The sequence below is a fragment of the Streptomyces sp. MAR4 CNX-425 genome, assembly GCF_048656465.1.
GTDB lineage: Bacteria > Actinomycetota > Actinomycetes > Streptomycetales > Streptomycetaceae > Streptomyces.
In genome coordinates this window covers 51577-76462 of sequence record NZ_JBMDLF010000007.1, presented here as the reverse complement: position 1 = coordinate 76462, position 24886 = coordinate 51577, and the positions used below count along the sequence as shown (strand labels likewise).

The 24886-nt window shown below is 74.3% G+C and carries 15 protein-coding genes; 6 read left to right on the top strand and 9 right to left on the bottom strand.

Translation table 11 applies throughout. The features are described from left to right. Window positions 1–53: 53 nt before the first annotated feature. The 3 genes from ACHZ99_RS20485 to ACHZ99_RS20475 are packed head-to-tail and all read left to right on the top strand — an operon-like array spanning window position 54 to window position 5060. On the top strand, window positions 54–2117 hold the full coding sequence (locus ACHZ99_RS20485; RefSeq protein WP_420306122.1) for a stealth family protein: 2064 nt from the start codon (window positions 54–56) through the stop codon (window positions 2115–2117). 7 nt (window positions 2118–2124) lie between these two features. Continuing rightward, the gene (locus tag ACHZ99_RS20480) at window positions 2125–3126 is read left to right on the top strand and encodes an FkbM family methyltransferase (protein WP_420306121.1); all 1002 of its coding nucleotides are present in this window, start codon (window positions 2125–2127) and stop codon (window positions 3124–3126) included. Beyond that, window positions 3123–5060 carry an oligosaccharide flippase family protein gene (locus ACHZ99_RS20475; protein WP_420306120.1) on the top strand — a complete coding sequence of 646 codons (1938 nt, stop codon included), beginning with the start codon at window positions 3123–3125 and terminating at the stop codon, window positions 5058–5060. Before ACHZ99_RS20480 ends, ACHZ99_RS20475 begins: the two co-directional genes overlap by 4 nt. A 51-nt stretch (window positions 5061–5111) precedes the next feature. Here the strand turns inward: ACHZ99_RS20475 and ACHZ99_RS20470 are convergent, their stop codons facing one another. The 3 genes from ACHZ99_RS20470 to ACHZ99_RS20460 form a co-directional block, all read right to left on the bottom strand. Further along, window positions 5112–10103: an NAD-glutamate dehydrogenase gene (locus tag ACHZ99_RS20470; RefSeq protein ID WP_420306119.1), complete on the bottom strand. Its 4992-nt coding sequence runs from the start codon at window positions 10101–10103 to the stop codon at window positions 5112–5114. 605 nt (window positions 10104–10708) lie between these two features. Continuing rightward, window positions 10709–11362, bottom strand: coding sequence for an HAD family hydrolase (locus ACHZ99_RS20465; protein ID WP_420306118.1), 654 nt, complete (start codon window positions 11360–11362; stop codon window positions 10709–10711). Window positions 11363–11407: 45 nt separating this feature from the next. Continuing rightward, window positions 11408–11920, bottom strand: a complete 513-nt coding sequence (locus ACHZ99_RS20460) for a DUF6912 family protein (RefSeq protein ID WP_420306117.1) — start codon at window positions 11918–11920, stop codon at window positions 11408–11410. A 622-nt stretch (window positions 11921–12542) separates the two neighbouring features. Between ACHZ99_RS20460 and ACHZ99_RS20455 the strand changes: the two genes are divergently transcribed. Further along, the gene (locus ACHZ99_RS20455; RefSeq protein ID WP_420306116.1) at window positions 12543–12839 is read left to right on the top strand and encodes an Rv3235 family protein; all 297 of its coding nucleotides are present in this window, start codon (window positions 12543–12545) and stop codon (window positions 12837–12839) included. A 122-nt stretch (window positions 12840–12961) separates the two neighbouring features. Here the strand turns inward: ACHZ99_RS20455 and secA are convergent, their stop codons facing one another. Next, a complete protein-coding gene (gene secA / locus ACHZ99_RS20450) occupies window positions 12962–15808 on the bottom strand; it encodes a preprotein translocase subunit SecA (RefSeq protein WP_420306115.1) in 2847 nt (948 codons plus the stop codon). A gap of 318 nt (window positions 15809–16126) precedes the next feature. Between secA and ACHZ99_RS20445 the strand changes: the two genes are divergently transcribed. Both ACHZ99_RS20445 and ACHZ99_RS20440 read left to right on the top strand, forming a co-directional pair. Further along, on the top strand, window positions 16127–16717 hold the full coding sequence (locus tag ACHZ99_RS20445; protein ID WP_420306114.1) for a GNAT family N-acetyltransferase: 591 nt from the start codon (window positions 16127–16129) through the stop codon (window positions 16715–16717). 46 nt (window positions 16718–16763) lie between these two features. Beyond that, complete coding sequence (locus ACHZ99_RS20440) at window positions 16764–17963, top strand: winged helix-turn-helix domain-containing protein (RefSeq protein WP_420306113.1); 1200 nt, start codon at window positions 16764–16766, stop codon at window positions 17961–17963. Between the two features lie 62 nt (window positions 17964–18025). Here ACHZ99_RS20440 and ACHZ99_RS20435 read toward each other — a convergent pair whose 3' ends face one another. The 5 genes from ACHZ99_RS20435 to mtrB form a co-directional block, all read right to left on the bottom strand. Then, a complete protein-coding gene (locus ACHZ99_RS20435; protein ID WP_420306112.1) occupies window positions 18026–18745 on the bottom strand; it encodes a response regulator in 720 nt (239 codons plus the stop codon). A gap of 93 nt (window positions 18746–18838) precedes the next feature. Then, window positions 18839–19558, bottom strand: coding sequence for a ribosome hibernation-promoting factor, HPF/YfiA family (gene hpf / locus ACHZ99_RS20430; protein ID WP_420306111.1), 720 nt, complete (start codon window positions 19556–19558; stop codon window positions 18839–18841). Between the two features lie 328 nt (window positions 19559–19886). Next, complete coding sequence (locus ACHZ99_RS20425) at window positions 19887–20810, bottom strand: ComF family protein (RefSeq protein ID WP_420306110.1); 924 nt, start codon at window positions 20808–20810, stop codon at window positions 19887–19889. 103 nt (window positions 20811–20913) lie between these two features. After that, window positions 20914–22818 carry an LpqB family beta-propeller domain-containing protein gene (locus ACHZ99_RS20420; RefSeq protein ID WP_420306109.1) on the bottom strand — a complete coding sequence of 635 codons (1905 nt, stop codon included), beginning with the start codon at window positions 22816–22818 and terminating at the stop codon, window positions 20914–20916. Further along, on the bottom strand, window positions 22805–24886 hold the full coding sequence (gene mtrB / locus ACHZ99_RS20415) for an MtrAB system histidine kinase MtrB (protein WP_420306108.1): 2082 nt from the start codon (window positions 24884–24886) through the stop codon (window positions 22805–22807). Before mtrB ends, ACHZ99_RS20420 begins: the two co-directional genes overlap by 14 nt.

The window sequence follows — 24886 nt, the reverse complement described above, 5'->3', positions numbered from 1 at the left end:
AGGGACGCGGACCGGGCCGGACGAACACGCAAGCACGGAAGCCGGAGGTACGGATGACACAGACCCGCAGCGAACGACCCGCGGTCCCGGCCGCCGGAACCGGCCGCACCCGCCCGCACACCGCTTCCCACCCGCCGCCGGACCGCCGGACCCCGGGCACCGCTGACGCCCCGGACGCCCCGGACACCGCGCCCGGCGCGTACGCCGCGTACGCCTCCTACGCCGCGGACGCCAACGGCGTGCAGCCCGGGGAGCCGTGGCTCGTACGCCGCTACCGGCGCGCGGTGCCGCGCCGCGTGCGCCGGCTCGTCGTCGCCGTCGCCACGCCCGCCGCCCGGCACCGGGTGCAGCGCGCGCTCGGCACCGTCTCCCGGCGGGTCCCCGAACCCGGGCAGCGGGCCGTCCTGCGCGCCCTGCGCGCCACCGGCCAGCTCGACCGCCCCGACCGCCGGGTGGTCCACTACCGCGGCCGGACCCGGCTCGCCGTCGTCCTCGACTCCCCCACCCCGCTGCGCGCCCGCAACGAGAACCTGCGCCTGGTCACCGGCGCCCTCGACGCCGCGGGCGTCGAGCACTTCGCCGTCCGCGGCTACGGCAGCGTCTCCACCGCCGTCGCCGTCCCCGCGCCCCTCCGCGCCCGCGCCGTCGCCGCGCTCACCGCCCTGTGCGCCGAGCACCCCGGCCACGTCTCGCACGCCGACCGCCGCCGGCGCCCCGAGCGCCGGGTACGCCCCGGCGCCGACCCGGCGGCGTGGGAGGCGCTCGCCGAGGCGGCCGTCGTCCGGTTCACCTGCTACTACACCGACCGCGGGGGGCGCACGCTGCTGGGCGCGGGCTACGGCTGCGACGTGGAGTTCTGGGCGGAGGAGCCGGCCGGGGGGAGCGGCCCGTACGACACGGACGAACCGGACGAGAACAGCGACCCGGATGGAAAGCGCGACCCCGACGGAAAGCGCGCACCTCTTCACGGGAACGGCCAGGGCCCGGCGCCCGGCGGCCCTCCGTGCCGCACCCGGCTCGTCGCCCCCCGCTTCAACCGCGTCGTCGAGTCCGTGCCGCGCGACGGCGCCTGCGTCACCGCCCCCGGCCACCTCTTCACCCGCTTCGTCCTCGCCGACTCCCTCGGCCGCGTCCCCGCCGTCCGCACCCGCCCCGAGCTGGCCGTCCCGCTCCCCGACGACCTCCCCTTCCCCGTCGACGCCGTCTACACCTGGGTCGACGGCGACGACCCCGCCTGGCGCCGCCGCCGCGCCGCCGCGGGCGGCGTCCCGTACCACGCCGAGGCCGCCAACGACGCCCGCTACCTCAACCGCGACGAGCTTCGCTACTCGCTCCGTTCCCTGCACCTCTACGCCCCCTGGATCCGGCACGTCCACCTCGTCACCGACGACCAGACCCCGGACTGGCTCGACACCTCCCACCCCCGCCTCACCGTCGTCGACCACCGCGACATCTTCACCGACCCGGGCGTCCTGCCCACGTTCAACTCCCACGCCATCGAGAGCCAGCTCCACCACATCGACGGCCTGGCCGAGCACTTCCTCTACTTCAACGACGACGTCTTCCTCGGCGCCCCCGTCCTCCCCGACCAGTTCTTCCTGCCCAACGGGATCACCCGCTACTTCCCGTCCCGCGCGCTGCTGCCCGCCGGGCCGCCGGACGCGGACGACGTACCGGTGTCGATCGCCGGAAAGAACAACAGGGCGCTGCTGCGGGAGAGGTTCGGCACGTACATCGCGCAGAAGATGAAGCACACGCCGCACGCCCTGCGGCGCAGCACCCTGGCCGAGATCGAGGAACGCTTCCCCGAACGCCACCGGCAGACCGCGGCGAGCCGCTTCCGCAGCGCCACGGACCTGTCCATCCCGTCCGCGTTCCACCACTACTACGCGTCCTTCACCGGCCGCGCGGTGCCCGGGCAGATCACGTACGACTACATCGACCTCGCCCACCCGGACACCGCCGCCCGCCTCCAGCGGCTCCTGCGCCGCCGCGACCGGAACGTCTTCTGCCTCAACGACACGCTCTCCGGCGCCGGCGACCTGGCCGGCCAGCTGGAGTTCGTCCGGCCGTTCCTCCAGGCGTACTTCCCCGTCCCCAGCCCGTTCGAGAGGTGAGCTGGCCATGCCCCTGGCCGTCCGCACGCCGGTGAACCCGGCCGCGCCGCCCGGCACGCGCGCGTACGCGCGCGCGATCAACGTGCTCAGCCGGAAGGAGACCGCCGTCCAGCGCCAGCTGCGCCGCGCGGGCCTCGCCGGCTACGAGCCGCTGACGCAGGCGACGCTGCTGACCCTCGCGCAGTACGCGCCGCCGCACGCCGCGGTCTACGACGTCGGCGCGCACATCGGGCTCTACGCGGCCCTCGTCGACCTCGTCCACGGCGGCAAGCGGCTCCAGACCGTCGCCTTCGAGCCGACCCCCCACACCGCCGGGCTGTGCCGCGCCCTGCGCGACGGCAACGGGCTGGACTTCGACGTGCGGCAGATGGCGCTGTCGGACCGCGGCCGGACGGCGGAGCTGTACCTGTCGCTGAAGGCCGAGAGCTCCAACTCGCTCAACCCCGGGCACCGCGCGCACACGGAGTCGGTGCGGGTGCCGGTCGGCACGGTCGACGACTTCGCCGAGCGGCACGGGCACGCGCCGTTCCTGATCAAGATCGACGTCGAGACGCACGAGCCCGAGGTCCTCGCGGGCGCGCGCCGGGTGCTGCGCGAGCACCGGCCGTGGGTGGTGTGCGAGGTGCTGCCGGGTACGGACGCGGGCGCGATGGCGGCGGCGCTGAGGGAGCTGGCGGCCCTGGGGTACGGGCTCCACCTGATCCACCCGGAGACGCCGTGGCGCGCGCACGACGCGAAGAGCTACCTGCCGCACGTGCAGGGGCAGTGCCGGGACTGGCTGTTCGCGCCGGAGCCGCTGACGGACGGGTTCTACGCGGCGCAGCGGGGGTGGCTGCGGGCGGTGCTGGAGTGCGGCAAGGAGGAGAACGTACTGGTGCCGCCGGGCGAGCCGCTCCCGCGCGGCTGGAACGCGCCGCACGTGCTGCCGGCGGCGCCGCCGCGGGCGCGCGGGGCGCGGGGCGCGCGGGTGCGGCGGGCGCGGTTGTGGCGGCAGGGGGCGGCTCGATGAGCGTCGGCGACGGCGGCGGGGCCGCGGGGCCGGGCCGGGGCGGGGTGGGGCGGTTGCTGCGCGGGGTGCGGGCGGGCCGCGTTTCGCCGGGCCGGGGGTGGGGCGCGCGGCTGCGGCGGCCGTGGGCGAGTGCCGGTACGGAGAGCGTGGCGAGTGCCGGTACGGAGAGCGGGGCGGGTGCCGGTACGGAGAGCGGGGCCGGGGACGGGACGGAGAGCCGCGGAACCGGGTCGCGGCGCGGGACGGCCGGGGCGACGCCGCCCGGCGACGCCGGGCCCGGGGCGGACGCGTGGCGGTACGGGAGCGCGGCCTGCGGGGTGCTGCTGCACCTCGGCTTCGTCGCCTACGCCGCCCGCCACGTCTCCCCCGCCGCCCTCGGCGCGTACGCCGTCGCCCTCACCGCCGTCCACCTCCTCGTCCACGTCGCCGGCACCGGCATCGCCGCCTCCCTGCACCGCGCCGCGACCCTGGACCGGCCCACCGCGCACGCCGCGCTGCGGCTCGCCGGGGTCACCGGGTTCGCCGGTTTCGCCGTCGCGCAGGCCGCCGCCCCGCTGCCCGCCGTCCTCCTCCACACCCCCGACACCACCCCCCTCCTCCGCCTCCTCGCCTGCTCGTTCCTCTGCCACCCCGCGGCCGAAGCCGCCCTCGCCGCGCTCCACCGCGCCGGCCGCGCCCGCGCCGCCGTGCTGACGGACGCCGGCGGGCAGGCGGGCGGCGTCGCCACCGGCGTCCTGCTGCTCGCCGCCGGCGTCAACCCCCTCGGCCTGGCCGCCGTGCTGCCGGCCGCCGCGGCGCTGACCCTCGGCGCCGCGGGGCTGCTCCTGTTCCGTACGCCGCTGCCGGACGGAGCGGGAGCAGCCGCGGTACGGGCCGCGTCGCTGGTCCGCGTGTCGCGGTTCGCGGCGGGGTTCGGGCTGCTGCGGCTGGTCGCGGCGGGCGCGCCGCTGTGGGCGGTGTGCCGGCTGCTCGGGGCGGGGCCGGCGGGGGTGTACTCGCGGGCGGCGGCGCTGTGCGAGCTGCCGGTGGCGATGGCGCTGGGGGGCGGGCGGGTGCCGTACCGGGGGCAGGGCCGGGAGGTGCGTTCGCTGCTGGGCCCGGGCGGTGTCCGCGGCCGGGACCGGGGCCGGGGCCGGGGCGGGGGCCGGGGCGACGAGCCGGACGGCCGCGGCCCGGAGACCGGGCACCACCCGCGGCCGGACGGCCGCCCGGCGCCCGTGCGCGCCCCGCGCCGCGCCCGGCGCGTCGACGTCCCCGCCGCCCGGCTCGCCGTCACCGGCGCCTCCGCCGCCGCCTTCGCCGGCTTCGGGGCCGCCGCCGGCGTCGGGCCCGCCGCGCTCGCAGTGCTCCTCGGGCCCGGCTGGGGGTCCGCGACGGCGCTGGTGCCGTGGCTGTGCGCCGCGGCGGCGGCGCAGCTCCTCTACTCCGCCGGCTGCTCCCTCGACCTGGCCCGCGGCCGGCGCCGCGCACTCCTCGGCACCCAACTGGTCGTGCTCCTCACCACCGCCGCCGCCTTCGCCCTGGTCCTCCCGTGGCGCGGCTCCGGCCACGCCCTGCCGCTGTTCGCCTGCGCCGCCGCGGCGGGCCCGGCCGCCGGGCACGCGCTGCAACTGGTGCGGTGGGGGCGCTGCGGGCTGGTACGGGTACGGGAGGTGCTGCGGGCGCACGCGGTGCACGCCGGCATCGGGGCGGCGGCCGGGGCACTGGCGACGGTGGCCGGTTCGACGGCGGCCGAGCCCGGTCCGGCGCTGCTCTACGGGCTGCTCGCGCTCGCGCCGGTCGCCGTGCTGTGCGCGGCGCTGCACGAGCGGTTGCCGCTCTCCGCCGCGCTCACCGGCCGCCGTGCGCCCGCTGCCCCGGCCCCGGCGCCGCGCCCCCGGACGCCCGACCGCGCCCCGGCGCACCGCCGGGCGCCGGGCGCCCCGGTCCCGTAGCGGAGCCGTACGCACCGGCACCCGCGGCACACCGGCCGCCCGCGCGCGTCCCTACCGGTTCGTGCGCAGCAGCGTACGCATCGTCCGCATCGCCACCGACAGGTTCGCCAGGTCGAACGACTCCGAACTCTGGATCTCCTCCAGCGTGCTCCGCGCCCGGCCCAGGATCGCCAGGTTCTTCTCCTCCCAGGTCTTGAACCGCAGCTCCGGCGTCACCACGTCGCCGCGTCCGTCCGGCTCCGCCGACAGCACGTCCGCGGTGAGGAGCGCGTGCGCCGCGTACAGGTCCTCGCGGATGGCGGCGCGCGCCATGGACTGCCACCGGTCGGCCCGCGGCAGCTCCACGATGCGGGCCATCAGCTTGCTGATGTGCAGCCGGTCGCCGAGGTCGTAGTACACCTCCGCGACGTCCAGCGGCTCGTGCCCGGTGCGGTCGGCGACGGCGACGATGTCCAGCGTCGGGAACGCCGCCGAGAACGAGGCGACGCGCTGCGCCAGCTCGGCCGGGACGCCGCTGTCGGTCAGCTCGTTCTGGTTGCGCTCGTACCACTCCAGGTCCGCGCCGCGCAGCAGCTTCGGCAGCGCCGCCCAGACCCGCGCGACCCGGTCGCTGAAGAAGTCGATGGTGTCGCCCAGTTGCAGCGGCTGCGGGCGGTTGTTGAGCAGCCAGCGGGTCGCGCGCTCGACCAGCCGGCGCGAGTGCAGCCGGATGCGGGTCTGGACGTCGGCGGCGATGACGTTGTCGAGGGTCTCGACCTCGTCCCAGAAGTCGCCGAGGTGGAAGATCGCGCGGGCCGCGGTGTGCGCCCGTACGATCTCCTCGGTCGCCGCGCCCGTCTCCTCCTTCAGCCGGTGCACGAACGACGTGCCGCCGGTGTTGACGGTGTCGTTGACGAGCACCGTCGTGACGATCTCGCGGCGCAGCGCGTGCGTGCGGATCTGGTCGGGGAAGCGGTCGCGGAGCGGCTGCGGGAAGTACGCGAAGAGCAGCCGTTCCAGGTACGGGTCGTCGGGCAGCCCGGTGGTGACCAGCTCCTCCGTCGTGGTGATCTTCGTGTAGCCCAGCAGCACCGCCAGCTCGGGCTGGGTGAGGCCGAGACCCGCGGCGAGGCGCTCGCGCAGCTGCTTGTCCCCGGGCAGGAACTCCAGCTCCCGGTCGAGCGCGCCCTCCTTGCCGAGCTTGCGCATGTACCGGTGGTGGGCCTGGAGCAGGCTGGGGGCCTGGGCGACGGCGTTGGCCAGGGCGGTGTTCTGCGCGTAGTTGTTGCGCAGGACCAGCGCGGCGACCTCGTCGGTCATCTCCTCAAGGAGCTGGTTGCGCTGCTTGACGGTCATGTCGCCGTCGCCGATGACCTGGTTGAGCAGGATCTTGATGTTCACTTCGTGATCGGACGTGTCCACCCCGGCGCTGTTGTCGATCGCGTCGGTGTTGATCTTCCCGCCCCGGCCGTCGGGGCCGCCCACGCGCGCGAACTCGATCCGCCCCAGCTGCGTCGCCCCGAGGTTGCCGCCCTCGCCGACGATCCGCGCGCGTACGTCGACGCCGTCCACCCGGATCGCGTCGTTCGCCCGGTCGCCGGCGTCGGCCTGCGACTCCGCCGAGGACTTCACGTACGTACCGATGCCGCCGTTCCACAGCAGGTCCACCGGCGCCTGGAGGATCGCCTTCATCAGCTCGGCCGGCGTCATCTTCGCGGCGCCGTCGCCGATGCCCAGCGCCCGGCGCATCTTCGCGTTGACCGGGATCGCCTTGGCCTTGCGGGAGAACACCCCGCCGCCCTCGGAGAGCTTGGCGGTGTCGTAGTCCTCCCAGGAGGAGCGCGGCAGCTCGTAGAGCCGGCGGCGCTCGGCGTAGGAGACGGCCGGGTCCGGGTCGGGGTCGACGATGATGTGCCGGTGGTCGAAGGCGGCGACCAGCCGGGTGTGCTCGCTGAGGAGCATGCCGTTGCCGAAGACGTCGCCCGACATGTCGCCGATGCCGACGGCGGTGAAGTCCTCGGTCTGGCAGTCCACGCCCAGCTCGCGGAAGTGCCGCTTGACCGACTCCCAGGCGCCGCGGGCGGTGATGCCCATGTCCTTGTGGTCGTAGCCGGCGGAGCCGCCGGAGGCGAAGGCGTCGCCGAGCCAGAAGTCGTACGAGACGGCGACCTCGTTGGCGATGTCGGAGAACCGCGCGGTGCCCTTGTCGGCGGCGACGACGAGGTAGGTGTCGTCCTCGTCGTGCCGGACGACGTTCTTCGGGTGCACGACCTCGCCGCCGACGAGGTTGTCGGTGATGTCGAGCATGCCGTAGATGAACGTCTTGTAGCAGGCGATGCCCTCGGCCAGCCAGGCGTCGCGGTCCGCCGACGGGTCCGGCAGCCGCTTGCCGACGAAGCCGCCCTTGGCGCCGGCCGGGACGATGACGGTGTTCTTCACCTCCTGCGCCTTGACCAGGCCCAGGATCTCGGTGCGGAAGTCCTCGCGCCGGTCGGACCAGCGCAGGCCGCCGCGCGCGACCTTGCCGAAGCGCAGGTGCACGCCCTCGACGCGCGGCGAGTACACCCAGATCTCGTACGCGGGGCGCGGCTCGGGCAGCCCGGGGATGGCCTGCGGGTCGAGCTTCAGCGACAGGTACGAGTGCGGGCTGCCGTCCTTGTCGAGCTGGAAGTAGTTCGTGCGCAGCGTGGCCTGGATGACGGTGAGGAACGAGCGCAGGATGCGGTCCTCGTCGAGCGAGGCCACCTGGTCCAGCGCGCCGTTCAGCTCCTCCAGGATGCCGTCGGTCAGCTCCCGCCCGGCGTGCTGCCGCTCCGGCGCCATGCGCGCCTCGAAGAGCGTGACCAGCAGCCGGGTGGTGTGCACGTTGGTACGGAGGGTGTCCTCCATGTACGCCTGGCTGAACTTCGAGCCGGCCTGGCGCAGATAGCGCGCGTACGCGCGGAGCACCATCGCCTGCCGCCACGTCAGCCCGGCGACGGGCACGAGGGCGTTGAGCCCGTCGTCCTCCGCCTCGCCGTTCCACACCGCGGCGAACGTCTCCTGGAAGCGCTCGCGCGCGTCCTCGCCGACCTCCAGGCCGCCGCCGTTCTGCGACGGCGGGAACCGCAGCCCGAAGTCCGAGACCCAGGCGTCGGTGCTGTCGGCGCAGCGCAGCAGGTACGGCCGCTCCTCGGCGACCTCGACGCCGAGGTTGTGCAGCACGGGCAGCACCCGGGTGAGGGAGAACGGCGCGCCCGCCCCGTACACCTTCAGCCGGCGCTCGTTGGGCGCGGCGCCCACCGGCTCGTACAGGCTGAGGGCGAACGTCTCGGTGCCGCCGCGGGAGCTGAGCTTCTCGAAGTGCTGGAGGTCGGAGACGGCGGCGCGGGGCGGGAAGTCCTCCTTGTAGCCCTCGGGGAAGGCGCCGGCGTAGCGGTGGGCCAGCTCGGCGGCGCGCTCCTCGCCGAACTCGGCGACCAGCGCCTCGGTGAAGCCGTCGTTCCAGGAGCGGGAGGCGTCGGCGAGGCGGGTCTCGATGCGGTGGACGTCGGCCTCGGTCAGCTCGCGCAGCTCGGTGCCGGTCTGGACGCGGACGACGAAGTGCAGCCGGGACAGGACCGACTCGGTGTTCCAGGCGGTGAAGTCGACGGAGGTGCCGCCGAGCTCCTCTTTGAGGATGTCGATGAGGCGCAGCCGCACGGTGGTGGTGTAGCGGTCGCGCGGCAGGTAGACGAGGGCCGAATAGTAGCGCCCGTACTCCTCCTGCCGGAGGAACAGCCGCAGCCTGCGGCGTTCCTGGAGGTACAGCACGCTGGTGACGATGGCCTTCAGCTCCGCGACGGGGATCTGGAAGAGCTCGTCCCTCGGGTAGGTTTCGAGGATCTGCAGCAGGTCACGGCCGTCGTGGCTGTTGGGGGTGAAGCCGGCGCGGCTGAGGACCTCGGCGACCTTGCGGCGGACGACGGGCACGCGGCGTACCGACTCGGTGTACGCGGCGGACGAGAACAGGCCGAGGAAGCGCCTCTCGCCGACGACGTTGCCCTCGGCGTCGAACTTCTTCACGCCGATGTAGTCGAGGTAGGCCGGGCGGTGCACGGTGGCCCGGCTGTTGGCCTTGGTGAGCACCAGCATGCGGTGCTCGCGGGCCTTGGCGCGGACGTCGGCCGGCAGCCGGTGGAAGGACTCGGAGGCGGGCTGCGGCTTGCGGTCGTCCTCGCCGTACGCGGCGTGCGCGGGGTCGGCGCGCAGGATGCCGAGGCCGGTGCCGGGGACGGCGGTCAGCTCCTCGCCGTCGCTGTTGACCGTCAGGCGGTACTCGCGGTAGCCCAGGAAGGTGAAGTGGTCGGCGGCGAGCCAGCGCAGCAGCTCCCGGGCCTCCTCGACCTCCCGCGTGGGCATGTCGTCCGGCAGCGGCTCCTCGTCGAGATCATCCGCGATCCGGAGGGCCGAGTCCCGCATCTTCTGCCAGTCTTCGACGGCCTCGCGGGCGTCGGAGAGCACCCGCAGCAGGTCGGCGGTGATCTGCTTGAGGTCCTGGCGGTCGGACTCGCGGTCGATCTCGACGTGGATCCACGACTCGACGACGGCGTCGTGCGGCAGGTCCTCCAGGCCGCGGACGTACGGCGGCGCGGCGTTCGGATCGCGCCCGGCGTCCAGCACCTCCAGCAGCCGCCCGGTGACGTCGCGGCGGACGACGATCTGCGGGTGGATCACCAGGTGAATGCCGCGTCCCTGGCGAGACAGCTCATTGGTGACGGAATCCACCAAGAACGGCATATCATCCGTTACCACCTCGACGACGCTGTGGCTGGACGTCCAGCCGTTCTCCTCCACCGTGGGGGTGTGCACGCGCACGTTGGCGGTGCCCTGCGGACGGTTCTGGGCCAGGTGGTAGTGGGAGAGCGCCGCGCCGAAGACGTCGACCGGGTCGCGGCCGAGCAGGTCCTCGGGCGCGGTGTGCAGGTAGTAGCGCTGGAGGTACGCGTCCAGGGTGTCGGGGGCCAATCCCCCCTCACCCGTCCCGTCCACCCGCGCGGCGCGCGCGAGCAGCTCGTTCTTGGCTTCATCCAGCTTGATCTGCATGGTCCTCAGGCTCCTGTCGCGCGCCGTTGCGTGACGGTTCTGGTGGGCCGGAGGATCCCCCGGCCCTGCTGACGAGCGGGCGCGGCACCGCGGCCCGGATACCTCCGGGCCTCGCGCGGCATCGCGCCGGAACGGGGAAACGCGCCGGTCCACCTGTGGCCATCATCGGGCGGCGGCACCGGTTTCGCCGATCAGCCGTCCCCCGGTTGGTGCCCCCGGCGCCTGCCGACGCCGGGAGGAGCGCGGTCGGGACCCCTCGGGCCCCACCCCCGTCGCCCCGGTGAGATATCGGGCTGATCACGCCCACCAGGCTATCCCCTCGATGCCAGGCCGCGTCCACGTCCGAATGTGTACAAACGCAGCGCCAGTTCTTTGCCTATCTGCACAGCTTGTCCAGGCTGCGGAGACGTCCTTCACCTGGACTAAAGCCTTCCGCATGACCGGTCGGCGGCCGTGTTCACCAGGTGGCGGACGTCACCCTCCGGGGTGTACGGCCGCGGGCGCGGAACGTACGGGCGTATGGGCGTACGGATGTACGGACGTACGGGTGGCGGCCGGAGACGGGCCGGGGCGGCGACGGCGCGGAGCGTACCGCGGCTACGCCGTCACGCCGCCAGCTCGTCCGCCGTCGCGACCGCCTCCGCCAGGCTGTCCACCACCGGGACGCCCGCGGCCGCCAGGCTCGCCCGGCTGTGCGAACCGCCGGTGTAGAGCACGGCGCGCACACCCGCGTGCCGCGCGGCCGTGGCGTCGTCCACGGCGTCCCCGATGACGACCGTGCGGGACGGGTCTATGCCCCGCAGCGCGCCGAGGTGGCGCACCATGTGCGCCGCCTTGCCGCTGTCGGACGGGCCGACGCGGCCGTCGATGCGCATGAAGTGGTCCGCGATGCCGTGCGAGCGCACCATCGGCAGCAGTTGCTCGTGGGGCGCGAGGGAGCACAGCGACTGCGTCTGCCCCGCGGCCCGCCGCTGCGCCAGCAGCGCCGCCGCGCCGTCGGCGAGGGCGGCGCCCTCCGCGCGCACCCAGTAGTGCCGGTGGAACGTCTCGTCCATGACCTCCCACTCCTCCGGCGTCGGCAGCCGGCCAAGCAGCCGCTCGTAGAAGCGGGGGACCGGGACGCAGTACAGCTCGCGGTAGCGCTCCAGGGTGATCGGGGGCAGGCCCAGCTCGGCGAAGGAGGCGTTCGTCGCCTCTATCACCGCGTGGATGTCGTGGAAGAGGGTTCCGTTCCAGTCCCAGACGAGATGTGTACGCACCCCAGAACGGTAACCGGCCGGTGTGACAACCGGGCCGGAAGCCGCTCAGCCGAGGAGGTTGCCGATCTCCTGTACGCCGTACCAGAGCAGTTCGTGGTCCTCCGCGCCGTCGACGGTGAACCGCGCGTCCTCGTCGCCGGCGTCCGCGGCGCCGAGCGCGGCCACGGCCGCCGCGACGTCCGCCGCCGCATCGTCCGCGTCCACGTGCACCGCCGCCGCCAGCCGCAGCGGGACCGCCGCGGCGACGCGCACCTCGCCGATCGCGGCGGGGTCGAGCCCGCGGTCGGGGTCGGCCGTCGCGGCGCCGTCGGGCAGCTCCGCCGCGACCACCACCCGGCGCGGCGGCGCGCCGGGGGCGGGGGTGAGCGCCAGCAGCCGCAGCGACGCCTGCGCGGCCCGGGTCAGGGCCGCGTACTCCAGCTCTTCGAGGTTGTCGGAGACGTACCACTCGCGCAGCGCCGGCGTCACGGCGTAGGCGAGGAGCGGCGCCGGGCCCAGCTCGCCGGCCTCGTGCGCCCGCGCCAGGCCGGGCAGGGTCAGGGGGACGTACACGCGCATGGGCGAACTATACGGCCGCGGTCCCCCGTCCGAGTGGGTCGGCGGGGCGCGCGGCGAAGGCACCGTCCGCCGCGCCCGGCCCGGGCGCGGCGCGAGCCGGGCTCCGGGGCCGGGGCGGCGGGCGTCACCCTGATAGGTGAACTTCGCGGCGCCGCGGGGGCGGGGGCGGCGGGCGTTGCGGGTGCCGCGGGGCGCCGGTAGACCTTCGGGCACCGCGAACCACACGCATCACGGGGGTGACAGCGTGACGACCACAGACACCCGGCCGGACACCGGCCGACCGGCCCGGCGACCCGAACGCCCGCCGACGCAGCGGCCACCGCACGAGCCACGGCACCAGCCACCGCACGAACCGCAAGCCGGGCCACCGGCGCCGGCGGCGTACGGCCCGGGCGGCGGCTCCGCGGACGGGACACCGCACGACCCGGCCCACGGCCCCGCGGCCGGGGAGCCGCCCGCGCCGCCGCCCCGGGCTCCGGCACGGCCCCCGCGCCGCCGGCCCCGGGCCCGTACCGGCCCACCGGCCCGGCGCGACACCCGCCGGCCCCACCCGACGCACCGCCCGCCCGCGCGCGCGGCTTCGGGGGAGCTGCGGCCGCACGAGTGGTTCGCCGAACGGCTGGTGCTCGCGCTCAGCGGGCAGCGGCCGATGCACTGGCTCCTCGGCCACACCGCGGGCCGCGCCTACGACCAGCTCGCCGCGCTCGCCGACGAGCTGCCGCTGCGCGCCGGCCCGCGCCCGGAGGTGCAGCGCTGCGGCTACTGCCGCCCCGCGCCGGACGTCATCGAGGCGTTCGCCCGCGTCGCCGTGGGCGACCGGCTGCGGGCGCTGGCGTTCCGGCTGGAGCTGGGCCCGGACCGCCGCTGGCGCTGCGCCGCGGTCGAGGTGGGCCCGCAGACCGCGGCGGGTGCCCGGTGAGTGCCGTACGGCGCGGGGCGGGCGGTCCCGTACGGCGGACGCACGGCCCGCCGCCGCGCACACGGCGGCGGGGCCGGCCCCGCAGGACCGGCCCCGCCGCACGGCGACGTGCTACGACGTCGTCACTTCTTCCGCCGCTTGCCCTTCGAGCCGCCCTTCTGGGCCCGCCGGCGCTCGGCCCGGGTGCGGCCGTCGCCCTGGCCGCCGGCCGTGGGGGCCAGCGAGGCGTCGGTGGCCAGCTCGCCCTCGGCGACGCCGCCCTCCGCGGTGGGCGCGGAGAAGTGCAGCCGGTCGGGGCGCTGCGGCTGCTCCAGGCCCTTGGCGCGGATGGCCGGGGCCGGCACCGCGTCCTGCGGCGCGGCGTCCTCGGCGGGCACCGCGTCCTGCACCGGAACCTCCTCGACCTGCTGCTCGACCTGGACCTCCAGGTTGAACAGGTAGCCGACGGACTCCTCCTTGATGCCGTCCATCATGGCGTTGAACATATCGAAGCCCTCGCGCTGGAACTCCACCAGCGGGTCCTTCTGCGCCATCGCGCGCAGCTGGATGCCCTCCTGGAGGTAGTCCATCTCGTAGAGGTGCTCGCGCCACTTGCGGTCCAGCACCGACAGCACGACCCGGCGCTCCAGCTCCCGCATGATCTCCGAGCCGAGCTGCTCCTCGCGCTTGTCGTACTGCGCGTGGACGTCCTCCTTGACCATGTCCTCGATGAACTCGGGGGTGACACCCGCGCGGTCGCCGGCGGCCTCCTCCAGCTCCTCGATCTTCACGGAGACGGGGTAGAGCTGCTTGAACGCCTGCCACAGCCGGTCCAGGTCCCACTCCTCGGCGAAGCCCTCGACGGTCTCCGCCTGGATGTAGGCGTCGATGGTGTCGTCCATGAAGTGACGCACCTGTTCGTGCAGGTCCTCGCCCTCCAGCACCCGCTTGCGCTCGCCGTAGATGACCTCGCGCTGGCGGTTCATGACCTCGTCGTACTTCAGGACGTTCTTGCGCGTCTCGAAGTTCTGCTGCTCGACCTGCGACTGGGCGGAGGCGATGGCGCGGGTGACCATCTTGTTCTCGATCGGCACGTCGTCCGGCACGTTCGCCATCGACATGACCCGCTCCACCAGCTGCGCCTTGAACAGCCGCATCAGGTCGTCGCCGAGGGAGAGGTAGAAGCGGGACTCGCCGGGGTCGCCCTGGCGGCCGGAGCGGCCGCGCAGCTGGTTGTCGATGCGCCGCGACTCGTGCCGCTCGGTGCCCAGCACGTACAGCCCGCCGAGGTCCTTGACCTCCTCGTACTCGGCCTCGACCGCCTCCTTCGCCTTCGCCAGCGCGGCCGGCAGCGCCGCCGCCCACTGCTCGGCGTGCTCGACCGGGTCCAGGCCCTGCTGGCGCAGGTCGGCCTCGGCGAGGTCGTCGGGGTTGCCGCCGAGCTTGATGTCGGTGCCGCGGCCGGCCATGTTCGTGGCGACGGTGATCGCGCCGCGGCGGCCGGCCTGCGCGACGATGCTGGCCTCGCGGTCGTGCTGCTTGGCGTTGAGCACCTCGTGGTGCACCTCGCGCTCGATGAGCTTGCGCGAGAGGTACTCGGACTTCTCCACCGACGTCGTGCCGACCAGCACCGGCTGGCCCTTCTTGTACTTCTCCTCGATGTCGTCGACGACGGCGTCGAACTTCGCCTCCTCGGTGCGGTAGATCAGGTCGGACTGATCCATGCGCGCCAGCGGGCGGTTCGTCGGGATGGGCACCACGCCGAGCTTGTAGATCTGCTGGAACTCGGCGGCCTCGGTCATGGCCGTACCGGTCATGCCGGCGAGGCCCGGGAGCTCCCTGCCCTCGTGGTCCTTGCGCTTGTAGAGGCGGAAGAAGTTCTGCAGGGTGATCGTGGCGAGCGTCTGGTTCTCGTCCTTGATCTTGACGCCCTCTTTGGCCTCGATCGCCTGGTGCATGCCCTCGTTGTAGCGGCGGCCGGCGAGGATACGGCCCGTGTGCTCGTCGACGATCATGACTTCGCCGTCCATGACGACGTAGTCCTTGTCCTTCTTGAACAGCTCCTTGGCCTTGATGGCGTTGTTCAGGTAGCCGACGAGGGGGGTGTTCACCGACTCGTAGAGGTTGTCGATGCCGAGGTAGTTCTCCACCTTGGCGACACCGGCCTCGTGGATGGCGACGGTCCGCTTCTTCTCGTCCGTGTCGTAGTCGCCGGTCTCCGCCTTGCCCATGCGCGGGTCGCCCGCCTCGCCCTTGGTCAGCCGGGTGACCAGCTTGGCGAAGTCGGCGTACCACTTGGTGGCCTGGTCGGCCGGGCCGGAGATGATCAGCGGGGTGCGGGCCTCGTCGATGAGGATGGAGTCGACCTCGTCGACGATCGCGAAGTTGTGGCCGCGCTGCACCAGTTCGTCCTTCGACCACGCCATGTTGTCGCGGAGGTAGTCGAACCCGAACTCGTTGTTCGTCCCGTAGGTGATGTCGCAGTTGTACTGCTCGCGACGCTGCGCCGGCGGCATGTTCGCCAGGATGCAGCCGACGGACAGGCCGAGGAAGCGGTGCACGCGGCCCATCCACTCGGAGTCGCGCTCGGCGAGGTAGTCGTTGACCGTGACGATGTGCACGCCCTTGCCGGCGATCGCGTTGAGATACGCGGGCAGGGTGCCGACCAGGGTCTTGCCCTCGCCGGTCTTCATCTCGGCCACGTAGCCCTCGTGCAGCGCCGCGCCGCCCATGATCTGAACGTCGTAGTGCCGCTCGCCGAGGATGCGGGTCGCCGCCTCGCGCACGGTGGCGAACGCCTCGGGCAGCAGATCGTCGAGGGACTCGCCCTCCTCGTACCGCTGCTTGTACTCCTCGGTCAGTGCGCGCAGCTCGGCATCGGAGAGGTCCTTGAAGTCCTCCTCGATGGAGTTGACCTGGTCCGCGATGCGGCTGAGCTTGCGCAGGATCTTTCCTTCGCCTGCGCGCATGATCTTTCCGAAGACGGACACTTTGGGCTGGCTCCTTGCCGGTCGGGCCTGGCACGGTCGGGTGCGCTGGTGCGGCCCCTGTCCTCTGGGGCTCCTCTCGGGCCTCGCGGAGCCCACGGCCGCACCGGCCATCGTATGCGAGGACGCGGGTGCCCCGGGAGGTCCAGCCCAGGGACGTTAGGTGCCGTCACCGTACGTGTCAACGTCCGAACCCCGTGGAAAGTGCCGCAAAGGCCCCCGCCCCGCTCCCCCGCGGCGGCCGCGGGGCCGGGGCGGGGGGCGGCCGCGCGGCGGGAAAAGCCGTGGCGGGGGCGGGAGCCGGAGGCGGAGAATCCGTGGATGGAACCCGTCACCCTGGACACCGAGCGCCTGCTGCTGCGCCCCATGGAAGCCGGCGACGTCGACGCCGTCCTCGCCGCCTGCCAGGACCCCGGCATCCAGCGCTGGACGCGCGTGCCGTCCCCGTACGGCCGCGCGCACGCGGAGGACTTCGTCCTCAAGGTCTCCCCCGCCGGCTGGCGCGAGGACACGCAGTACAACTTCGGCGTCTTCACCCGCGACGGCGGCGCCCTGGTGGGCTCGATGGGGCTCGTCGGCTTCACCCCGACCCGGCACGCGGAGCGCGTGGCGGAGCTCGGCTACTGGACGGCGCCGGAGCAGCGGCGGCGGGGGTACACGGCGGAGGCGGCGGGGGCCGTGGTGCGGTGGGCGTTCACCGAGCTGGGCATCGACCGGGTGGAGTGGTTCGCCGAGGTGGGCAACGAGCCGTCGCGGGCGGTGGCGCTCCGGGCGGGGTTCACGATGGAGGGCACGCTGCGCTCCTGGTTCGTCAACCACGGCACCCGCCGCGACGCCTGGGTGGCGTCGCTGCTGCCCTCGGACGTGGGGCTCGGCTCCCGGCTGCCGTACCTGCCGCCCCCGGCGCGCTGAGCGACCGCCGGGGCCGTTGTCCGAGGCAGGCCCTACGCTCGCCGGCATGACCGCGAACGTGTCTCTCTCCGCCGCCGACGCCCGCCGTATCGCCCTGCGCGCCCAAGGTCTGCTCGGCGCGCCCGACCGCCGCGCCGGCACCGGCGGCGTGCTGCGGCGCCTGGGCGCGGTGCAGCTGGACACCATCTCGGTGCTCGCCCGGTCGCACGAGCTGGTGCCGTACGCGCGTCTGGGCGCCGTCGGCCGCGAGGCGGTGGAGTCCGCGTACTGGTCCGGGACCGCCGCCTTCGAGTACTGGTCGCACGCCGCCTGCGTCCTGCCCATGGAGGAGTGGCCGCTGTTCGCCTTCCGCCGCCGTGAGAACCGCGCCCGCGGCTACCGCTGGCACCGGCTGCGGGACCCGCAGGGCTCCCGCGCCGCCGTCGTGGACCGGCTGCGCGCCGACGGCCCGCTGACCTCCACGGACCTGGGCGGGGCGAAGAACGGCGGCCCGTGGTGGGACTGGTCGGAGACGAAGATCGCGGTGGAGACGCTGCTGGACGCGGGCGACGTGGTGGTCACGGCCCGGCGCGGCTGGAAGCGGGTGTACGACCTGGCCGAGCGCGCCGTTCCGGACGAGCTGTTCCACGACGACCTGGCGGACGAGGAGTGTCTGCGCCGGCTCGTCGCCCAGGCGGGCCGCGCCCTCGGCGTGGGCACGCGCGCGGACCTGGCTGATTATCACCGTCTCAAGGGCGAGCAGGTCGCCGCGGTCGTGGGGGACACCGAGCTGGTCGAGGTGGCGGTCGAGGGCTGGGGCAAGCCGGCGTGGGCGCACCCGGAGGCGCTGGCAGACGCCCCGCGGGGGCGGCACCGGACGACGCTGCTGTCCCCGTTCGACTCTCTGATCTGGGACCGCCCGCGCACGGAGCGGATCTTCGGAATGACTCACCGGCTGGAGGCGTACGTGCCGAAGCCCAAGCGGATACATGGGTATTTCGCCATGCCCGTGCTCGCCGGCGGCAAGCTCGTCGGCCGGGTCGACCCGGGCCGCGAGGGGAGCACGCTCGTCGCCCGCCAGGTCACCCTGGGCACCGACCGGCCGGGCGGGGTCACCCCGGCGAAGGCCGTGGAACCGACGGCCGCGGCGCTGGCGGAGGCGGCGGGCTGGGTCGGGGCGCAGGCGGTGCGGGTGGAGCGGGTCAGCCCGCCGGAGCTGCACACCCCGCTCGCGCGCGCGGCGGAGAAGGCCGTGGGCGCGGGCTGAGCGACGCGACCGGCCCCCGGGACGCCCGCGGCACCCGGGGGCGTCCCGCGGCGTCCGGGGTATCAGCGGATTTCGAGGATCTTCTCGCGCATCGCGTAGACGACGGCCTCCATCCGGGAGTGCAGCTGGAGCTTCTCCAGGATGTTGCGCACGTGGTTCTTCACCGTGTTCTCGCTGATGAACAGCTCTTTCGCGATGTCGCGGTTGTTCATCCCGGTGGCCACCAGCTTGAGCACCTCAAGCTCCCGGTCGGTCAGCCGCGGCGCCGGCACGAGGCGCCGCTCGTCGGTGCGCTGGATCATCGACTTGAACTCGGTCAGCAGCTTCGACGCCATCGACGGGCTGATCTGCGACTGCCCGTCGGCCACGGCGCGGATCGCGGCGGAGACCTCGTCCGTGGAGATCTCCTTGAGCAGATAGCCCGTCGCGCCCGCCTTGATCGCGTCGTAGAGGTCGGCCTCCTCGTCGCTGATCGTCAGCATGATGATCTTCGCGCTGGGGGCCACCTCCTTGATGGCCGTGCACGCCTCGATGCCGGTGCGCCGCGGCATCCGGATGTCCATCAGGACGATGTCGGGGAGGAGGTCGGCCGCCTTGTCGACGGCCTCGGCGCCGTCGCCGGCCTCGCCGACGACCTGAATGTCCTCCTCCTGGGCGAGGACGATCTCCAAGCCGCGGCGGAAGAGCTCATGGTCGTCCACGACGAGGACGCGGATCGGCTCCTCCCGGGGACCGACCGCCGCCTTCGGCTCACCAGCTCCGCTCAGCTCGAACTCCGCCACGCTTGCCCCCAGGCACCGACATTGCCGTGCGCGCACATGATTTCACGAGCGGGCGGCGGGGTGACGCCCCCGCCGCCCGCGTACCGTCGCCTTTCAGCCGCCCAGGGCACCCCCGGCGCCGTCCGGCAGCGACTCCTCGATCGGATAGGGGTCGAGGTGGATCACGCCGTAGTCATATGCGTGCCTGCGGTAGACAACGCTGGGCAGCTTCTTGTCGGAGTCGACGAAGAGATAGAAGTCGTGCCCGACGAGTTCCATCTCGTACAGCGCCTGGTCGAGCGTCATCGGCGGGGCTGCGTGCGTCTTCTCCCGCATCACCAGCGGGCCGTCCCCGTCCACCTCCAGCGGTCCCCGGCGAAGAGGCCGAGAGCCGTTCTGCCGCGTCGTGCTCTCCGCCGCCGTCTCCATGGACGGGGTCGTGAGCTCGCCGTCGTCGGTGAGCTGCGCCGCGTGCGCGACGACCGCGCCCACCTCCGCGGCCGTGCGGCGGTCCTTGCCGGGCCGCCTCGTCTTGCGCTTGTCGTGCTGCTTGCGCAGCCTCGCCTCCAGCTTGGCCGTCGCCAGGTCCAGGGCCGCGTACGGGTCGGCCGCGGCCGCCTCCGCACGCACCACGGGCCCCCGGGAGTGCACCGTGATCTCCACCCGGTCGCAGCGGTCGGCCAGCCGCGGGTTGTGCTCCTTGGACACCTCGACGTCGAGGCTGATCACCTTGCCGTCGAACTTCTGGATCTTGTCCAGCTTCAGCTTCTCGGCCACGTGCCGACGAAACCGCTCGGGAACCTCGGTCTTGCGGCCCTTGACGACGATGTCCACGCAGAACTCCGTTCTGGACGGGCTCCGCGTACCGCTGAGCTGACGGGCGAAGCCGGTCCCTTGGTGCGCTGGGCTCCGGTGGGTGCCGGAGCCGCGGGGTTCTCTGCCGCCGGCCCCTCCCCGCGGAAGGACCGGCCTTCACCTCCTCCTCCCCCACCGACAAGATCGACACCCCATCGGACGCGGCGGATTCGGCCCGTCCGCTGCCCCCACAGCCTCCTCACAATCGAACATAGCTCGCCTCAGATGCCGCGGCACCCCCTGCGGCGCCGATGGTCGGGGCAGGTACGTATACCTCCTTTCTACCTGCGGAAACGTAAGATTGCAGTCAAGGGAGCGGACAGGCGCGACCTGCTTCGAACGCGTCCCGCGGCGCGGCCACGACCGCCGCCGCGAGGACGCCGCGGCAGCCTGCGGCGCGCACGGCCCGAGCCGCCTCCGCGAGCGACGCCCCGGTCGTCAGTACGTCGTCCACGAGCACGACCCGGCACCCCGGCGCCCGCAGCGGCGGCACCCCGCCCCGGACGGCCTCCAGCGCCCCGGAGAGGTTCCGCTGCCGCGCCGCGGCGCTCAGCCCCGCCTGATCCGCCACCGCCCGCCGCTGCCGCAGCACGGGCAGCAGCTCGGCCCGCATCCCGCCGCGCCGCAGCCGCTCCGCGGCGACCAGCCCGGCACGCCGCACCGGATCGTGCCCCCGCCGCACCACGGCTCCCCGCGCCGACGGCACGGGCACCAGCACGACGCGCTCACCCCCCGGCGCCCGGGGCCGCGCCCCACCGCCCGCGGCCCTGCCGCGCGCCCCCGGGCCCGCCCCGGCCACGGGGGCCCCGGTGGCGCGGGGTCCGGCGCCGTGTATCGGGGCGCCGCGGGTCCCGGTGGCGCTGGTCCCGGTGGCGCTGGTCCCGGTGGCGCTGGTCCCGGTGGCGCGGCCCCCCGCCGCCCGGCTCCCGGCCGCCGTGGCCGCCGCCCGGACCGCCGCCGCCAGGGCCGCGCCCAGCGGGCGGGCGAGGCGCAGCGCGCCCCGCTCCTTGTGCGCCAGCAGCGCCGTCCGCGCCGCGCCCCCGTACGCCACCGCCGCGTACACCGCGGGCAGCCCCGGCGGCCGGGGCCGCGGCACCACGCGCCGCACCGCCCCCGCCGTCAGCTCCGCCGCGCACTCCGCGCACAGCGCCCCCGCGCCCCGCCCGGCCCCGCATCCCGCGCAGCCGGCCGACAGCAACAACCCCGCCAGTTCCCGTCCTGTCCCCCGCATACGTCCACCATGCCCGGGCCCACCGACACCCGCGGCCCCCCTGTGGACAACCCCCCGCATGCGGACAACCCGGGCGCCGCGCCGACTCCGCCGCCCGGCAGCCCTACCCCGGGTACACCGGCGCCGTGCCGCCCTCCCCGCCGGCCACCGCCTTCCAGTACGCATTCTGCGGCAGCCGCACGATCCCGTCCTCCGACGCCGCCACCAGCGGCTTCGTGCCGTCCTCCGTCGCCGCCACCGCCGTCACCCCGGTCAGGCCCTGCCCCAGCTCCGCCGCCGGCGGCACCGATCCGTCCGTCGACACCAGCCGCATCTGGTGCACGCCCTCCGACTCGCGCCCCACGACCAGCAGGCGGCTCTCGCCCGCCCACGACACGGTCCCGACCTCCGCCAGCGGGCCCGTCTCCCGCACCAGCGCCACCACCGGCACGCCGTCCTCCACCGACACCGCGCCCAGCACCAGCCGGCTCTCCGTCCCCTCGCTGACGACCAGCGCTATCCGCGCCCCCTCCGCCGACATGCGCAGGGCCTCGATGCGGCCCTCCAGCCCGGTGACGTCGATGCGCACGGGGTCGCCGGTGCCGTCCTCCACCCAGTACAGCCGCGACTCGCCGCCGACCCGGTCCGCCACCCACAGGTCGCCCAGGCCGTCCCAGCTCGGCGCCGTGAGCCCGTCGCCACGCTCCGCCTGCGCCTGGGTGGCGTCGCTGGTCAGCAGCGGTTCGCCCAGTTCCGAGGACTCGTCCAGCGACGACACGTACAGCTCGCGCCCGGTGGCCGTCACCCCGGCCGCCTTCTTCTCCGAGCGGGCCACCGCGGCCGAACCGAACCCCGGATTCCCGTCGCCGAGCGGGCTGATCACCGTCGCGGGCCCGGCGTCGCCCGCCTCCGGCTTCGCGGAGGTCCGTACGAGCCGGTGCTCGGAGTCAATGAAGTACAGCGAGTCGGGGTCGCCCGCCAGCCGGTCCGGCGCGTACCGCTCGCCCGCCGCCGCGCTCAGCTCGCACAGCTTGACGTCCTTGGCGGTCAGCAGCTCCACGTGGTCGACGCGCACGCCCTCCTGGCTCTGCGCGGTGTGCAGCACCTGCGCCGCCATCCGCTCGCACGTGTGCGCCCCCGGCTTCGACGGCAGCACGAGCCGCACCCGCAGGGTGCCCTCCTCGTCGACCGTCAGCCGCTGGTGCCCCTTCAGCTTGGTGCGCGCCGGGAACGTCGTCTGCGTCACCGTCCCGATCAGCCCGCCCGGCCCGTCGAGCAGCGTGCGCACCGCGTCCGTGACGGGATCGATGCGCCTGCGTACGTAGACGGGGTCGGGGACGAGGGTGTCCTTGCTGCGGGCCGTGAAGTGGTACGTGCTGGCCGGCTGGAAGGTCCGCTCGAAGTCCGCCCGGCTGATCACCAGCCCGCGCGGCGGGTCGACGATCCGCCACTGGCCGGACTTGCCCTCCCTGGACAGCTCGATGTTCAGGCTGTACGCACGCTCGTCGGGCGTGTACGTGCCGGCCTCGTTGACCCGCGCGACCTTCTCACCGCGCAGCTGGACGACCGCCGTGCTGATCTTCTTGCTGTTCACCGGCTTGGGCCCGGTCGGCGGCTGCTCCAGGATCTCGGGCGCCTCCGCGAGCACCGCGGTCTCGCCCGGCGTCCACGCGCGCGCCTTCTTCGTCAGATAGTCCTTGGCGACCCTGGCGTAGTCGTCGCTGCGCAGGGCCTCCAGGAAGTCCGCCACGATGCGCTGCGGCCGGGCCCCGCGCTCCGGGGGTTCGGCGTACGTACGCGCGCGTGAATCCTCGCGCTGCTCGGACAGCGGCACCTGGTGCACACCCCCGCTGTCGGGCATGGAGGCGCAGCCGGTCAGCAGCAGGAAGCCCGCGAGCAGGGCGGCGGTGGCGTACCGGCGCGTACGGACCGCGGAGCGGCGCCCGTACGGACGGGAGCGCCCGTACGGACGGGGACGCCCGCGCCAGGACGCCTCCGGTGTCCTTCCCGAACCGCTAGCCGCGCCCACCGCGTTCCCCTTCACCGCCGACCTCGCTCCCGACCTCGGCCCCCGCCTCACGGCCCGCCTCGCCGGAGACCGGGTCGCCGTCCTCGTCCCCCGCGGCGACGCCCTCGGACGCCCGCTCCGGCAGTTCCGCGCCCGCACCCTCCGACGAGGCGCCACCCGACGCCGTGTCGTCCGCCGCACCCGCGTACCCGCTGACCCGCCGCCCGCTGCCGGGCAGCGCCGTCGGGTCCGCCTCCGCCCGCGCCGCGGGCCGCGGCGCCGCCGCACGCGCAGCGGCGCCCGCCCCGCGCCCGCCCTGCGCCGGTACGGTGCCCAGCAGCTCGCCGCCGGTCGTCCCACCGGCCGGCACCACGCTCACCGCGCCCGGCTCCGGCGCCGTCCGCGCCGCCCGCCGCGCCCGCGAGTCGTCCGGCTCCAGCGGCACCGGCGAGCCGTGCAGCGCCTCCCCGCCCTTCCGCGGCAGCGTCAGCCGGAACTGCGACCCGCCGCCCGGCTCGCCCCACGCCTGTAGCCAGCCGCCGTGCAGCCGGGCGTCCTCCAGCGAGATGGACAGCCCCAGGCCGGTTCCTCCCGTGGTCCGGGCCCGGGCCGGGTCGGCGCGCCAGAAGCGGTTGAACACCCGCGTCGCCTCGCCGGGCTTCAGCCCCACGCCGTAGTCGCGGACCGCGACCGCCACCGCGCTCCCGGACATCCCGAGGCGGACGACGACGTCGCGGCCCTCGCCGTGCTCGACGGCGTTCACGACCAGGTTCCGCAGCACCCGCTCCACGCGCCGCGCGTCGACCTCCGCGATCACGGCACGCTCGTCGCCCCGTACGAGCAGCCGCCCGCCCTTGGCGTCCGCGAGCAGCTGCGCGCCGCCCACGACGCGCCGCACGATCTCCCGCAGATCGACGGACTCGGCGTCCAGCGCCGCGGCGCCCGCGTCGAAGCGGCTGATCTCCAGCAGGTCGGAGAGCAGCGACTCGAACCGGTCCAGCTGGTCGAGCAGCAGCTCCGCGGAGCGCGAGGTCACCGGATCGAAGTCCTCGCGCGCCTCGTGGATCACGTCCGCCGCCATCCGCACCGTCGTCAGCGGGGTGCGCAGCTCGTGCGAGACGTCGGAGACGAAGCGGCGCTGCATCCGCGACAGCTCCTCCAGCTGCTGAATCTTCACCTGGAGGTTCTGCGCCATCTTGTTGAACGACTGGCCCAGCCGGGCGATGTCGTCCTCGCCGCTGACCTTCATCCGCTCCTGCAACCGCCCCGCCGCGAGCCGCTCGGCGATGCCGGCGGCCATCCGCACGGGCGTGACGACCTGTCGTACGACGAGCCAGGCGATGGCGCCGAGCAGCACCACCACGAACACGCCGGCCGTCGCCAGCGTGCCCTTCACCAGGCTCAGCGTCTTCTCCTCCTGGGTGAAGGGAAACACGAAGTACAGCTGATAAGGATTGTTGTTCGGGTCGTTCAGCCGCTTGCCGATGATCAGGGCCGGCTCGCTCTCGTCCGAGCCCTCCTTCGACACGCGCGCGTACTGCTCGTAGATCCCGGACCCGCCGCCGCGGTCGACCTCCTCGCGCAGGTCCGCCGGAATGGCCTCCGACGACGTGTCGTCCGAGACGAGCGTGCCCCGCGGGTTGTCGGACGAGCTGGTCGCCCGGTTGTCCACGCTGGAGCTCATCACCAGGACCGACACCACGCCCTTGCCGCTGCCCATCAGCTGCTCGACCAGGTCCGCCCGCCACTCCGCGGAGTTCACGGGCGCCGTGGCCTCGCCGCCGCTGCCGGGCTCCTCCGCGGCGGCACGTACCTCCGCCTGCGCGAACCCGTTCTGCGCCTGCCCCTGCGCGGCGCCGAGCTTCGCCTCCAGCAGCCCGTTGCGGACCTGCCCGATGACGACGATGCCGAGCAGCACGACGACGCCCAGCGACATCAGCAGGGTGGTCGCGACCACCCGCAGCTGGATGTTCCGCCGGTACAGCTTGGTCGCAACCCGCAACGGGCTGCGTACCCAGCGCACACACAGCCGGACGAACGGCTGCACCGGCCCGCCGGGCACGCCCTCCCGCGGCAGCAGGCGGAACAC

Bases quoted from the DNA above. Each gene is read 5' to 3' on its own strand.
- ACHZ99_RS20480 (WP_420306121.1), top strand. From the start codon at position 2,125: ATGCCCCTGGCCGTCCGCACGCCGGTGAACCCGGCCGCGCCGCCCGGC.
- ACHZ99_RS20475 (WP_420306120.1), top strand. From the start codon at position 3,123: ATGAGCGTCGGCGACGGCGGCGGGGCCGCGGGGCCGGGCCGGGGCGGG.
- ACHZ99_RS20445 (WP_420306114.1), top strand. From the start codon at position 16,127: ATGGAACCCGTCACCCTGGACACCGAGCGCCTGCTGCTGCGCCCCATG.
- ACHZ99_RS20470 (WP_420306119.1), bottom strand. From the start codon at position 10,103: ATGCAGATCAAGCTGGATGAAGCCAAGAACGAGCTGCTCGCGCGCGCC.
- ACHZ99_RS20485 (WP_420306122.1), top strand. From the start codon at position 54: ATGACACAGACCCGCAGCGAACGACCCGCGGTCCCGGCCGCCGGAACC.
- ACHZ99_RS20460 (WP_420306117.1), bottom strand. From the start codon at position 11,920: ATGCGCGTGTACGTCCCCCTGACCCTGCCCGGCCTGGCGCGGGCGCAC.
- ACHZ99_RS20425 (WP_420306110.1), bottom strand. From the start codon at position 20,810: ATGCGGGGGACAGGACGGGAACTGGCGGGGTTGTTGCTGTCGGCCGGC.
- ACHZ99_RS20440 (WP_420306113.1), top strand. From the start codon at position 16,764: ATGACCGCGAACGTGTCTCTCTCCGCCGCCGACGCCCGCCGTATCGCC.